This is a genomic window from Promicromonospora sp. NPDC057138 (assembly GCF_042670845.1).
In the GTDB taxonomy this organism is placed as follows: domain Bacteria; phylum Actinomycetota; class Actinomycetes; order Actinomycetales; family Cellulomonadaceae; genus Promicromonospora.
The window spans coordinates 73,097-87,182 of record NZ_JBHUUX010000002.1 but is presented as its reverse complement, the minus strand read 5'-3'; the positions used below and the strand labels follow the sequence as shown (position 1 = coordinate 87,182).

Annotated in this window: 8 protein-coding genes; 4 read left to right on the top strand and 4 right to left on the bottom strand. The window is 74.8% G+C overall.

The window, feature by feature from the left end:
- The first annotated feature begins 178 nt into the window (after positions 1-178).
- Positions 179-1,105: an alpha/beta fold hydrolase gene (locus ACFT2C_RS02015; protein WP_377205328.1), complete on the top strand. Its 927-nt coding sequence runs from the start codon at positions 179-181 to the stop codon at positions 1,103-1,105.
- Positions 1,106-1,108: 3 nt separating this feature from the next.
- Here the strand turns inward: ACFT2C_RS02015 and ACFT2C_RS02010 are convergent, their stop codons facing one another.
- The 3 genes from ACFT2C_RS02010 to ACFT2C_RS02000 all read right to left on the bottom strand — a co-directional run bounded on the left by ACFT2C_RS02010 (position 1,109) and on the right by ACFT2C_RS02000 (position 7,686).
- The gene (locus ACFT2C_RS02010) at positions 1,109-3,904 is read right to left on the bottom strand and encodes an ATP-binding protein (RefSeq protein WP_377205327.1); all 2,796 of its coding nucleotides are present in this window, start codon (positions 3,902-3,904) and stop codon (positions 1,109-1,111) included.
- Between the two features lie 77 nt (positions 3,905-3,981).
- The gene (locus tag ACFT2C_RS02005) at positions 3,982-4,683 is read right to left on the bottom strand and encodes a sigma factor (protein WP_377205326.1); all 702 of its coding nucleotides are present in this window, start codon (positions 4,681-4,683) and stop codon (positions 3,982-3,984) included.
- Positions 4,684-4,884: 201 nt separating this feature from the next.
- Entirely contained in the window at positions 4,885-7,686 is a 2,802-nt protein-coding gene (locus tag ACFT2C_RS02000) for a helix-turn-helix transcriptional regulator (protein ID WP_377205325.1), read from the bottom strand.
- 196 nt (positions 7,687-7,882) lie between these two features.
- Between ACFT2C_RS02000 and ACFT2C_RS01995 the strand changes: the two genes are divergently transcribed.
- Positions 7,883-9,613 (top strand): L-aspartate oxidase, encoded by a 1,731-nt coding sequence (locus ACFT2C_RS01995; protein WP_377205324.1) that lies wholly within the window; start codon positions 7,883-7,885, stop codon positions 9,611-9,613.
- Positions 9,614-9,631: 18 nt separating this feature from the next.
- Here ACFT2C_RS01995 and ACFT2C_RS01990 read toward each other — a convergent pair whose 3' ends face one another.
- Positions 9,632-10,864 carry a cytochrome P450 gene (locus ACFT2C_RS01990; RefSeq protein WP_377205323.1) on the bottom strand — a complete coding sequence of 411 codons (1,233 nt, stop codon included), beginning with the start codon at positions 10,862-10,864 and terminating at the stop codon, positions 9,632-9,634.
- 230 nt (positions 10,865-11,094) lie between these two features.
- Between ACFT2C_RS01990 and ACFT2C_RS01985 the strand changes: the two genes are divergently transcribed.
- Positions 11,095-12,984, top strand: coding sequence for an ABC transporter ATP-binding protein (locus tag ACFT2C_RS01985; protein WP_377205517.1), 1,890 nt, complete (start codon positions 11,095-11,097; stop codon positions 12,982-12,984).
- Between the two features lie 131 nt (positions 12,985-13,115).
- Complete coding sequence (locus ACFT2C_RS01980; RefSeq protein ID WP_377205322.1) at positions 13,116-14,027, top strand: cation diffusion facilitator family transporter; 912 nt, start codon at positions 13,116-13,118, stop codon at positions 14,025-14,027.
- Positions 14,028-14,086 lie beyond the last annotated feature (59 nt).

Here is a 14,086-nt window from a genome sequence, read left to right as displayed (position 1 = left end):
AGGGCGCCCGAGAAGGGCGGTGCCCGTGAACACCACAGTTCATAGACACGCTGCATAGATTGATAGTGGCGGAAAAAGCGCGCTCTCCCCGCCTTTGTCGTGTCACGAAACCTGGGCTGTGCTCGGTCAGTCGTCATGAGCGCGCCGCACCGCGGCGTGCGAGACGAGAGGAACCTCGATGACCCCGATCCAGCACGCCCTCACCGACGTCCTCGACATCGCGTACGTCGAGTACGGGCCACCCACCGGCCCCGCAGTGGTGCTCCTGCACGGCTACCCCTACGACGTCCACAGCTACGTCGACGTCGCGCCCCGGCTGGCGGACCTCGGCTACCGGGTCGTCGTGCCCCACCTCCGCGGCCACGGCCCGACGCGGTTCCGCGACGACTGGACGCCGCGCTCCGGCCAGCAGGCGGCGCTCGGCGCGGACGTCCTCGGCCTGCTCGACGCCCTCGACCTCCCCGAGGCCGTGCTCGCCGGGTACGACTGGGGCGGCCGCGCCGCGTGCGTGGTCGCGGCCCTGCGGCCCGAGCGCGTTACCGGGCTGGTCAGCGTCAACGGCTACCTCATCCAGGACGTCGCCGCGTCGGGCCAGCCCATCAGTCCCGACCTCGAGGCCGGCTTCTGGTACTTCTACTACTTCCTCACCGAGCGCGGACAGGCGGGCCTGACGGCGAACCGGCGCGAGATCGCCGAGGTGATCTGGCGCCGCAACTCGCCGGCCTGGGACTTCGACCAGGAGACGCTCGACCGGGCGGCGGCGGCGTTCGACAACCCCGACTACGTCGACGTCGTGCTGCACTCCTACCGGCACCGGCTGGGCCAGGCGCCCGGCGCGCCGGAGTACGACGCCTTCGAGTACGCCCTCGCGCAGCTGCCGCCGATCGGCGTCCCGACGGTGACCCTGGCCGGGCTCGCCGACGGCAACTTCCCCGTGACCGACGGCGTCCCCGACCTAGGCCGCTTCACGGGTCCCCGCCTGCACCGCCGGGTGCCGGACGCCGGGCACAACCTCCCGCAGGAGGCGCCGGACGCGTTCGTCCAGGCGGTGCGCGACGTGACCCGGCTCGCGGCCGGTCGTGAGCAGGTACCGGACGCGTCCTAGCCGCTACGACGCGGGTGCGTCCAGCTCCTGGTCACGACCGGCCAGGACGCCGCCGATGTCCTTGCGCGAGCGGACGCCGAGCTTGGCGAACACCTTGCGCAGGTGCCACTCGACCGTGTGGGCGCTGAGGTAGAGCTGGGCGCCGATCTGCGGGTTGGTCAGGCCGTCGGCGGCGAGCCGGGCGATCTGCGACTCCTGCGGCGTCAGCGCCACGGCCGCCCGGGGCGTCGCCTCGGGCACGGCCACGTCGATCGGGACACCCACGTCGCGCAGACCGCGCCGGGTGCGCTCGACGAACCCGGTCGCGCCGATGCGGGTGAGCATGTCGTGCGCCAGGCGCAGGCTGTGCCCCGCATCGGCGTCGCGGCCGACCCGCGCCAGCCACTCGCCGTACAGGAGGTGCGTGCGGGCGAGCTCCATGTCGACGCCGGTCGCCCGCAGCCGCGCGAGCGCCTCGCGGTAGTGCGGCTCGGCGTCGGCGTCGGCGCTGACCAGCGCGGTCACGAGGGCGGCCGTGCCGAGCGCCCACCCGGTCCCCGCGGCCGCCGCCATCTCGACGATCGCGCGGGCGCCCGTGGCCGCCTCCTCGGTGCGGCCGAGCCTGGCGGCCGCCTCGACGAGCTCGACGGTCGACCAGATCGACAGCCCCAGCTCCTGCGGGTAGGCGGCCCCGCGCCGCGCGGCGACGAGCGCGTCCTCCCAGCGGCCCAGGCCGTTGTAGAGGACGGCGGCCGCCCACTCGGTGGCGGTGAGCGCCTTGCCCTCGGTGCTCAAGGCCGGGTCGTCGACTATCGCCTGGACCGCCGCCCGGGTCGCGGTCTCGCCGCCGCCCCACGGCACCACGACCAGCGCGCCGTACCGCGCGAAGAAGCTGCTGCCCGTGACCTCCCCGACCGTCGCGGCCTCCTCGACGAGCGAGCGCGCGGCCGCCAGGTCGCCGGCGTACATCCGGTTCGAGAGCTGCAGCAGCAGCGCCGGCGGCAGCGCGGACAGCGCGCCGAGCTCGCGGACGAGCCGGACCAGCGCCGCGGACAGCACGGTCCAGCTCTCGAAGTCCCAGACGTTGTGGGCCATCCGGGCGGCGAGCGGGAGCCACCCCAGGTCCGCGGTGGTGACGCCCTCGGTGCGGTACGCCACGAGCGCCCTGGACAGCAGCGGTATCCCGGCGGCGTAGCCGTCGACGTAGACGCGCGCGACGCCCTCGAGGAGCAGGTCGCTGCGCGAGGGGCGCTCGGGCGAGGCCATCCGCAGCACGGCGGCGGCCACCTCCTCGAGGCCCTCGCCGCCCGGCAGCCGGCCGGCCGTGAACGCCGCGTACATCGCGTCGCGGTAGGTCTCCGTCGCCAGCCGCGGGTCGAGGGTCTCGAGCCGGTGCGCCGACGAGAGCAGCAGCGGAAGCCCGGCGCTCGCGCTGCGGGAGGCGAACAGGACCTGTCCGCGGACCAGGTCCGCCTGGGCCCGGTCGCGCTCGCCGAGCGGCGTGAGCTGGGCGCCGTCGAGCAGCTCGAGCGCCTCGGCGTACGCGCCCGCCTGGCTCTTCGCCCGGGCGGCGGCCACCGACCGCGCCCCCCGGACCGCCGGGTCCGGGGTGAGCTGGGCCGCCCGGGCGAGGAACGCGGCAGATCCCGCCACCCCGCCCCGTGCGCGCGCTCGCGCCGCGGCCTGCTCGAGACCCGACGCGACGCGCTCGTCGGCGCCGGACACGGCGTTCGCGAGGTGCCACGCCCGCCGGTCCGGGTCGAGCCCGGAGTCCGTCGCCTCCGCGAGCGCGCGGTGCGCTTCCTGGCGCTCCTCCTGCGACGCCGACCGGTAGGCCGCCGACCGCACGAGCGGGTGCCGGAAGCGCACCATGCTACGGACCGCGACCAGGTCCGCGGCCTCCGCCTCGGCGGCCGCGGCGGGGAGGTCGATGCCGAGCGCCTGCGCCGCGCGCCGGAGCAGCACGAGGTCGCCGACGGGCTCGGCGGCGGCGAGGTGCAGCAGCCGCTGGGTGTTCGGGGCGAGCGACCGGAACCGTCGCACGAAGCCGCGCTCGACCGGGCCGGAGAGCGGCTGGCCGTCGGGTCCCGGGTCGCGGGCCAGCTCGGCCGTCGTCCGGCTGCGGGGCAGCTCGAGGAGGGCGAGCGGGTTGCCGCGGGCCTCGGCCAGGATCCGGTCGCGGACCCGGTCGTCGAACCTGCCGGGCGTCACGGAGGCCAGCAGTGCGCGCGCGTCGTGGTCGGCCAGCCCCTCGACCTCGAGGTGCGGCAGGCCAAGGAGCGGGTGCCCGTTCGCGGGCCGCATCGCGAACAGGAGCAGCACCCGCTCGGCCAGGAGCCGCCGGGCGACGAACGCCAGCGTCTGCGCGGAGATCTGGTCGAGCCACTGCGCGTCGTCGACCAGGCACACGAGCGGCTGCCGCTCGGCGACGTCGGCGAGCAGGTTCAGCACCGCCAGCCCGACCAGGAACCGGTCGGGCGGGGTGCCCGCGCTGAGCCCGAACGCGGTCTCGAGCGCGACACGCTGCGGCTCGGGCAGGCGGTCGATGTGGTCGCGGAACGGCGCGCAGAGCTGGTGCAGGCCGCCGAACGCGAGCTCGGCCTCGGCCTCGACGCCGACCACTCGCGCGACCCGGCAGCCGCTCGCCTCGTCCCCCACGTACGAGAGCAGCGCGCTCTTCCCGATGCCGGCCTCGCCGCGCAGGACCAGGGACGCGCTCCGACCGCCCTCGACGGCCGTGACGAGGTCGTCGAGGGCTGCGCACTCCCGCCGTCGGCCGAGGAACACTCCTCCCGGCGCTGCTCCGCTGGCTCGCTGCATGGCTCCCGGGCTGAGCATACTGGGCAAGGGTTCCCCGCCGGTGGCGGCGCGGGGCGCCGCAGGGCAGCGGGCGGGGGTCAGGCCGCCCGCGCCGGCCGCGGACGGCGGGCGCCCGCCCCGGGCCTCTGCTCGCGCCCTCGTGTCGACGGCCAGGCGGCGCACGGCAGCAGCGCCTCCAGCGCCGCGAGGTCTCCCGTGCGCGCTGCCGCCTGGAAGGCCGCCACGACACGGCGGTGGTCCTCGCGGTCGACCGGCCGCTCCCGGTCCCCCTCGATCCGCTGCTGCGCCCGCAGCACCACCTGCCGGACGTTGGCGCTGCTGGTGTTCATCAGGCGGGCGAGCTCGCCGTACGGGTAGTCGAAGCCCTTGCGCAGCAGGTACGCCGCGAGCTTGCCCGGGCTCAGCCGGGCCATCAGGACCCGCAGCGACTTCTCCAGCGCGGCGGTCCGCTCGGCCCTGAGCACCTGGTCCTCGGCGGTGTCGGCCACGTTGGCGAGGGGCGCCGCGGTGGTGGCCTCGTGCCGGTGCCGGGCGGACTGGACGACGTTGATCGCGAGGCGGGTGGTGGTCGTGGTCAGGAACGCCGCGGGGTTCCTGATGACGCCGCGGTCGGCGTGCTGCCAGCGCAGCCAGGCATCCTGGACCACGTCTTCGGCGCCCGAGAAGTCGCCGGTCACGCGGTGGGCGATCTGGATGAGCCGGGTGCGCTGTGCGAGGAAGACGTCGAGCGCCGCGTCGAGCTCGGTCGGGCTGGCTGACTCCAGGACTGACGTTGACATCGGCGGGCTCCTTCACGGACGTGAACCATCGGCTGCGATGGATCAACCGTCCGTCCGCGCGGTGCCCGGCCGCGCCACGGGAAGTCCGTGGTCAGTCCGTAGGCACCCCGTGGGGTCGCGACCACGGACCACCCCTACGAGCCCCACGCGTACCGTGGTGCGGGCGCGTGGGAGCCCGGGGCCGGTGAGTCCTACGGTCCGTCAGGCCACGGTCGGCGCCGCCGTACCCGCGCCGTCGGCTCGGGCGGGCACGAGCGCGGCGGCGAGCCCGCGGCGCGACCTGATGTCGAGCTTGGTGTAGACCTTCCGCAGGTGCCACTCCACGGTGTGCGGGCTGAGGAACAGCTCGGCGCCGATCCTCGCGTTGGTCATGCCGCCCGCCGCGAGCGCCGCGATCTGCGCCTCCTGCGCCGTCAGCTGCGCGGCGGTGTCGGCGTCGCGGGTGCGCACGTGCTCGCCGGTCGCGAGCAGCTCTCGCCGGGCACGCTCGGTGAACGCGAGCGAGCCCATGCGGTCGAACATCTGGTGGGCGGTGCGGAGCTGGTCGCGGGCGTCGGCCCGACGTCGGACGCGGCGAAGCCACTCGCCGTAGACGAGGTGGGTGCGGGCGACCTCGACGACCACGCGATCGGCGGCGAGCTCGTCGATCGCCGTCCGGTAGAGCTGGTCGGCCTCGTCGGCGGAGCCGGTCAGCAGGGCCCGGCTGCGGGCCTGGACGCCCCGCGCCCAGCCGGTGTCGGCGGCCCGGGTCAGCTCGACGAGACGGTCGAGCGAGTCCCGCGCCTGCGCCTGCTCGCCGCAGTGGAAGGCCGCCTCGATGTGCTCGACCAGCGACAGGCCGGTGAAGTTGTAGCCGTCGTGCTCGATGCCGGCCCGCGCGGCGACGAGCGCCTCGTCGTAGCGGGCCAGCCCGTTGTAGAGCACGCCCTGCACGTAGCTGGTGATGCCGAGCAGCGAGACCTCGCCGTGCTCGGTGGCGTTGGTCCGGGCCTCCTCGAAGAGCCCGGCGGCGGCCGCCTCGTCGCCACGCCAGGCCGCGAGGACCAGCGTGGCGTAGCGGTGCGGCGCCTGGCCGGTCGCCGTCGCTATCGCGTCGGCCTCCTCGATCATCCGGCGCGCGGCCACGAAGTCGCCGTGGTGGATCTGCACGCCGCCGTAGTAGATGAGCGCCGGGGGCAGCACGCTCAGCGCGCCGACCTCGCGGGCCAGCCGGACCGCGCGGGAGGACAGGGCGTCCCAGGCCGGGAGGTCCCAGCGGTGGTGGATGAAGGACTCCAGCGCCACCGGCACGGACAGCAGCCAGCGCATCGCCGCGTCACGGTTCCCGAGCTCCTCGTGGGCGAACGGCGCGAACGCCCGGACCAGTGCCGGGACGCCGAGCTCGTAGCCGTCCGCGAGCAGCGTCGAGACGCCGTCGAGAAGCAGGTCGGAGGCCTCGGACGCCGACGGCGGGGCGCTCGAGCTGCGCGCCGCGATCGCCGCCGCGCGGGCGCCGTGCGGGCCGTGCACGCGGCCCGCGAAGACCGTGGCACTGATCGCCTCGAGGTAGGTCTCCCGCGCCAGCGGCGAGCGCTCGGCGGTGAACTGCGCCGCGGCGTCGAGCAGGAGCGGCGCGGCCTCGTCGCTGCGGCTGCGGCCGAACAGCATGCGCGCCCGCAGGCGGGCGAGGCGCGCGCGGTCGAGCGGGCTGAGGGGGCACAGGTCCGCGAGTGCGGCCAGCTCGGTCGCGCGCTCGGGCGCGGCCGCCGAGAAGTGGGCCTCGGCGGCGGCGAGGGCGCGTCGGCCGCGCTGCCCGGGATCGGGGGTCAGGGCCGCGGCGCGTTCGAGCAGCACGGCCTCGGCGGCCACGCCGCCGCGCTGGCGTGCCCGCTCGGCGGCCTCGTCGAGGCTCGCGGCGACGGCCTCGTCGGGCCCGTCGGACGCCTGCGCGGCGTGCCAGGCCCGGCGGTCCGGCTCCAGCACGGGGTCGGTGGCCTCGGCCAGCGCCTGGTGCACCCGGCGGCGCTGCGCGGTGTCGGCATTGCGGTAGACCGCGGAGCGTGCCAGCGGGTGGCGGAAACGGATCGACTCCCCGAACTCGATGAGGCCGGCGGCCTTCGCCGGCGCGGCGTCCGGGGTGATGCCCAGCAGCTCGGCCGCGCGCAGCAGGAGCCGCACGTCACCGACCGGCTCGGCGGCCGCGATGAGCAGCAGCGTCCGGGTGCGATCGGGCAGCGACGGCAGGCGCCCCGCGTAGTCCTGCTCGACGCGGCTCGACACGGAGGCCAGGCCCGCGGCGTCGAGGCCGTATGCCAGCTCGGCCGCGGTGCGCCCGCGGGAGAGCTCGAGCAGGGCCAGCGGGTTGCCCCGCGTCTCCGCCACGAGGCGGTCGCGGACCCGCGGCTCCATGCGGCCCTCCACCGACGCCTCGAGCAGCTCGCCCCCGGCCTGCTCGTCCAGACCGCCGATCCGTAGCTCGGGCAGCCCGGCCAGGGCTCCCTCGCCCTCGGGGTCACGGACCGTGAACACCATCGCGACGGACTCCGCGAGGAGCCGCCGGGCCACGAACTCCAAGGTCTGGAGCGAGACCTGGTCGAACCAGTGGACGTCGTCGACGACGGCCAGGACCGGCCGGGTCTCGGAGGCGCGGGTGAGCAGGGTCAGCACGGCCAGCCCGACCAGGAAGCGGTCGGGCGGGTCGCCCGCCGCCATGCCGAACGCCACCTGGAGCGCGTCCCGCTGCGGCTCCGGCAGGTCGTCGACCGCCCCCAGGAACGGCGCGCAGAGCTGGTGCAGGCTCGCCCAGGCGAGCTCCATGTCGGCCTCGATGCCCTGCGCGCGCGTGACGGTCATCCCGGACGCCTGCACGGCCACGTACTCCAGCAGCACCGACTTCCCGATGCCCGCTTCGCCCCGGATGACGCACACCGCGGACTGACCCGCGCGCAGGCCTGCCAGGACGTCGTCCAGCACCGCGCACTCGTGGCGTCGGCCGACCAGCTTCGGCAGGGCGGTGGCGCTCATGGTGCTCCTGGGGGGTCCGGGGCACACCACGACGGAGCGCTCCGGAAAGAAGAATATTCGGTTCTGTCACACATCGGAACGCCATCAGGTCGAGAGCGGACAAGCACCCGTCTGCTGTCCATCAGCTGCCAGCCCGCTGCCAGCCCGCTGCCAGCCCGCCGCCAGCCCGCCGCCAGCCCGCCGCCAAGGAGTCGCCATGCCGTCACGCGAACACCAGCTCGCCACGTCCGTCCTCGTCGTCGGGACGGGCGGAGCTGGTCTGCGCGCCGCCATCGAGCTCGCCGAAGCGGGCAGCGCGGTTCTCGCGGTGGGCAAGCGGCCGGTCGACGACGCGCACACCGCGCTCGCCACCGGCGGGATCAGCGGGGCGCTGGCGACCGCCGACCCGGACGACACCTGGGAGCAGCACGCCGCCGACACCCTCCGCGCGGGCGGTGAGCTGGCCGACCCGCGCGCGGTGCAGCACGTGGCCCGGAACGCCGGACGGGCGATCCACGACCTCGAGCGGTTCGGGATGCGTTTCGACCGGCAGCCCGACGGGCGGATCGCCCAGCGCGCGTTCCCGGCACACACCCGCCGGCGCACGGCCTTCACCGGCGACCACACCGGCCGCGAGCTGCAGCGCGTGCTCCGTGCGCAGGCCGCACGGCTCGGCGTCCCCATGCTGTCGACGTGCTACGTGACCCGGCTGCTGGTGGACCATGGCGCGGTCTTCGGCGCCTACGGGTTCGACCTCGTCGACGGGTCGCGCTACCTCATCCATGCCGATGCGGTGATCCTGGCGGCGGGCGGCCACACGCGGATCTGGCGGCGTGCGTCGGCACGCCGCGACGAGAGCGTCGGCGACTCCTTCCGGCTGGCCGCCGAGGCCGGGGTCCGGCTGCGCGACCCGGAGCTCGTGCAGTTCCACCCGACCGGCCTCCTCGCCCCCGAGAACGCCGCGGGCACGCTGGTCGGCGAGTCCGCGCGCAGCGCGGGCGGCGTCCTGCTCAACGGCCTCGGCGAGCGCTACCTGGCCCGCTACGACCCCGCGCTGATGGAACGCGCCGGCCAGGAGGTCGTGGCGCGCGCGTCGTACACGGAGATCGCCGAGGGGCGCGGCACGCCCGCGGGCGGCGTCTGGCTCGACCTCTCGCACCTGCCACGCGAGATGATCCTGACCCGCCTGCCCGAGGTCTACCGGACCATGCTCGACCTCCAGCAGCTCGACGTCACCGCCGACCCGGTCGAGGTCGCGCCCACGGCCTACTACTCGATGGGCGGGGCCGAGGTCCGGCCGGAGGACAACGGCACGGACGTCGACGGCCTCTTCGTCGTCGGCGAGGCGGCCAGCGGGCTCCACGGCGCCGGCCGCCTGGAGGGCAATGCCCTCCTCGAGCTGCTCGTCCACGGCAGGTCCGCGGCGCGCGCGGCGGCCGAGCACTCCGCGCGCCTGGCCGGCCAGCGCCGCTCGCTCGGCGCGGTGCGCGACGCCGAGGCGGACGTCGACGGAGTGCTCGGCGCCGACGGCAGCCAGGACCCGAGGGCCCTGCAGCGGGAGCTGCGCGAGCTGGTGACCGAGCACGCCGGCGTCGTCCGCCACGAGGCCGGGCTGCGTGCCGGCCTCGACCGGCTCGCGGAGATCGAGGCGCGCGCGGCCGACGGCTACGTGCACACGGACATCAGCGGCTACCAGGACCTCGCCCACGCCTTCGACCTGCGCTCGGCGGCCCTGGCCGCTCGCGCGACCCTGGAGTGCGCGCTGGAGCGCCGCGAGTCGCGCGGCAGCCACCAGCGCTCGGACCACCCCGACCTCGACCCGGCGCTGGCGGTCAACCTGGTGTGGTCGCCGACCGAGGGCGTGGGCCGTGCGGAGGTGCCCCCCGTCCCGACCGACATCGCCGCACTGATGCGCGAGACGCCGGTCGAGGACGGCCGGCCGGAGTAGGCCTCCCCGGTCCCGTCCTCAGATCCGGGCGGGGGTCCGCGCAGCCTGGCGCTCGGGCGTGAACGCGACCGGCAGCGTCGCCGGGTAGCGCGACCACGGCGACGGCGCCCAGGTGACCTCCGGGTCGGTGAGCCGCAGGTCGAGCCGCTCCATGAGGCTCTCGACGGCGATCTTCACCACGAGCCGCCCCGGACGCCGGGCCGGGCACGCGTGCGGCCCGACGCCGAACGACAGGTGCGAGCGGTTGCCCGCCTCGAACAGGTCGTCGGCGGTGCGCACCCGCGGGTCGTTGTTGGCGGCGGCCAGGCCCATCACTATCGCGTCGCCGGCCCTGATGCTGACCTTGCCGAGCGTGCAGTCCGTCACGGCGTACCGGGCGGGCAGGTTCGCGACCGGCGGCTCGCTCCACAGCGTCTCGTCCATCGCGTCGTCCAGGCCGCGGCGCACGCCCGTGACCCGGCCGGTGTACCGGGGGTCCGTGAGCATCCGGCGCAGCGTGGCCGCTATCCAGGTCACGAGCATCTCGTTCGCCGCGCAGATCGCCACCACCATGGAGTGCACGATCTCCGTGTCGTCCTCGAAGCTCGGGTGCTCGACGAAGCGGGCCGTCAGGTTGTTCCCGGGGTTCTCCCGGGTGGCCAGGACCTGGTCCAGCACTATCTGGTCCATGGTGGCCAGCGCCGTGACGGAGTCGCCCCCGTGCCCGAACACGCCGCTCGCGCAGCGCAGCAGGGCGATCCCCTGCCGCTCGTCGAAGCCGAACATGCCCGAGACTGCCAGGAACGACACCGCGGCCGCGTACCCGCCGATCAGCTCGGCGTGCCCCTGGGCGGCGAACGAGTCGATCAGCCCGCTGCAGACGCCCCGCACGAGGGCGGCGGTCTGTGCCTCGTCGAGGCTCGCGAACGCCTCGTCGACCGGGAGGCGCAGCCGCCGGTGGTCCGCGCCGTCCGCGTAGTACAGCGCCCGCCGTCCGGCCGGGGAGAGGATGGCGTGCAGGGTCGAGTCGAGCGGCAGGCGCTCCTTCCAGTGCCGCGGGTCCCGCGCGAAGATGCGCTCGGTGCGCATCACCTCCATGACCTCGGCGTGCCCCAGCACGAGCCAGCCCGGTACGCCGGGCTCCAGGTCCACGGGGGCCACCGGGCCCCACTCGTCCTGCAGCGTCCGCAGCGCCGCAGTCATGTCCTTCGCGCCGGTCAGGTCCACCAGCGCCACGCGACCTCCGCCCCGCTGCGGTTCCAGGTCAGACATGGCCCTCCAGCCATCGATATTCATCGAATCTTCCATCGAAATTGTGGGGCGACCTGCGTAGACGCCCGATCGACGGTTTCTATCACGGCGGGTGGGGAACGCGTAACACGCATGTGGTCCAGGTCACCCTCGCTTCACCCGCTATCTTCGTGGCGGCTGTGCTCGTGGCCGCCCGGAGGCCGTCCGGGTCCGGCGGGCGCCGTTCCCCGTGGGACGATGCGACGGTGAGCATGCACGGTGGCGGCGGGAGCATGGGCGGCGGCCGAACCATGCGGTCCTTCACGCAGGACGGCTCGGTCACCCATCAGCGCCTGGGGTGGCCCACGCTGCGGCGCATCATGGGCTTCGCGCGGCCCTACCGCGGCCGGCTCGTCCTGTTCGTGCTGATCCTGGCCCTGGAGGCCGCGGCGGGCGCCGCGACGCCGCTGCTCTTCCAGCGCATCATCGACCAGGGCATCGTCGACGGCGACGCGCGCCTGGTCGTCCTGCTGGCGGGCGCCGCGGGCCTGCTCGCCATCGTGGCCGCCGGGCTGTCCGTGGCGGACCGGCTGGTCTCGTCGCAGGTCGGCGAGGGACTCATCCTCGACCTGCGGGTCACCGTGTTCGACCACGTCCAGCGCATGCCGCTCGCCTTCTTCTCCCGGGCGCGCACGGGCGCCCTGGTGCAGCGCCTCAACGGGGACGTGCTCGGGGCGCAGCGTGCCTTCACCTCGACCCTGCAGACCGTGGTCTCCAACACCCTGACCATCGCCTTCACGCTCGCGGCGATGTTCACCATGTCGTGGGAGCTGACCCTCGGCGCCCTCGTGCTGGTCCCGCTGTTCGTGTTCCCGGCGCGCTGGTTCGGCCGCCGCCTCGCCGTCCTGACCCGGCGCGGCATGGAGGTCGACGCCGACCTGGGCCAGGTGATGAACGAGCGGTTCAACGTGGCCGGCGCCCACCTCGTGAAGGTCTTCGGCGACCCGGTCACCGAGTCCGAGCGGTTCGCCGAGCCCGCCCGCGAGCGCCGCGACCTGGGGGTCAGGGTCGCGCTGCTCGGGACGTGGTTCCGGGTCGGGCTGTCCACCATCGCGTCTCTGGCGGTGGCCGGCGTGTACGGGCTGGGCGGCCTGCAGGCGATCGCGGACGAGCTCACGGTGGGCACCGTCGTCGCGCTCGCCACGTACCTCACCCGCCTGTACGGACCGCTGACGGCGATGGCGAACGTCCAGGTCGACGTGATGACGGCGCTCGTGTCGTTCGAGCGGGTGCTGGAGGTCCTGGACCTGGTGCCGTCGGTGGCCGAGCGGCCGGACGCCGTCGACCTGCGGGCCGCCGTCGCCGCCCGGGGCGCGTCGGTCTCCCTGACGGGCGTGACGTTCCGGTACCCGCGCGCCGACGAGGTGTCGCTCGCGTCCCTGGAGTCTGTGGCCGGGCAGCGCAAGGACCCGACGACGGACACGCTGCGCGACGTCTCGTTCCAGGTCCCGGCGGGTTCGATGGTGGCGCTCGTCGGCCCGTCCGGGGCGGGCAAGACCACGGTCTCGCAGCTGGTCAGCCGGATGTACGACCCGACGTCGGGCGCCGTGCGCATCGCCGGCACCGACCTGCGCGACGTGACGTTCGCGTCGCTGCGGGCGACGGTCGGCGTCGTCTCCCAGGACGCGCACCTGTTCCACGACACGATGGCGGCCAACCTCCGGTTCGTCCGCCCGGAGGCGACCGACACCGACCTGGAGCGGGTGCTGCGCCAGGCCCGCATCTGGGACCTGGTCGACCGGCTGCCCGAGGGCCTGGACACCGTCGTGGGCGACCGCGGCTACCGGCTGTCCGGCGGCGAGCGCCAGCGCCTCGCTATCGCGCGACTGCTGCTGAAGGCGCCCGACGTCGTGGTGCTCGACGAGGCCACCGCGCACCTCGACTCGGAGTCGGAGGCCGCCGTCCAGGTGGCGCTCGACCAGGCGCTCGCCGGGCGGACGTCGCTGGTCATCGCGCACCGCCTGTCCACGGTCCGCGCGGCGGACCACATAGTGGTGCTCGACGACGGGCGAGTGGCCGAGTCGGGCACGCATGCCGAGCTGATCGCCGCCGGCGGCCTGTACGCGGACCTCTACCACACCCAGTTCGCGGAGTCCGCCTGAGCCGGAGGTGAGCGCCGGCGGAGCGCCGAGGAACCAGGCGAACCGCCCCGAGCGAACCGCAGGCTCAAGCGGCAGAAGGCACTGATGACCTGAGCGGGCGCCTTGGCGTCGGGCCCTGGGAGGATGTACTCGTGGGAGCCCACGACCATCACCTGCCGCACGGACAGCGCGGCCGCCTCACCGCCGCGTTCACGATCACGGCGGCGGTCCTGCTCGCCCAGGTCGTGGGCGCGTGGATCACGGGCAGCCTCGCGCTGCTGGTCGACACCGTCCACCTGCTGACCGACGCCGCCGGCCTCGCGATGGCCCTGTTCGCGGCGCACCTGGTGGAGCGTCCGCCGTCGGCCCGGCGGACCTGGGGCTACCGCAGGGCCGAGGTGATCGCGGCCCTAGCCCAGGCCGGCGCGCTGCTGGCCGTGGGCGTGTACGTGCTGGTGGAGGGCATCATGCGGCTCGCCGCGCCGCCCGAGGTGCCGGGGACCGAGCTGGTGGTCTTCGGCGTGATCGGCCTGGCCGGGAACCTGGCGGCGATGGCGATCCTGGCCGGGCAGCGGACCGCGAGCTTCAACCTGCGCGCCGCGTTCCTGGAGGTCGTGAACGACGCGCTGGGCTCGCTCGCGGTGATCGTCGCGGCGGTGGTCATCGTGCTGACGGGCTGGCAGCGGGCCGACGTCGTCGCGGGGCTGCTGATCGGCGCGCTCATCCTGCCGCGGGCGATCCGGCTGCTGCGCGAGACGGTCTCCGTGCTGCTGGAGTCGTCACCGCCCGGCCTGGACCTCGACCAGGTCCGCGCCCACCTGCTCGAGCTGGACCACGTCGAGGAGGTGCACGACATGCACGCTTCCCTGATCGCGACCGGCCTGCCGGTGATCAGCGCGCACGTGGTGGTCGGCACCGACTGCTTCACGGACGGCCACGCGGCCCGCATCCTGGACCAGCTCCAGGAGTGCGTGGCCGAGCACTTCGACATAGCGGTGGAGCACTCCACGTTCCAGGTCGAGCCCCGCACGCATCCCGCCCACGAGCACCCGCAGCACGCCTGACCCCGGGCAGAGCTTCTGGTTGTGGGCGGGATCGTTGCCTATCCGCCCGTTTGAGGCGC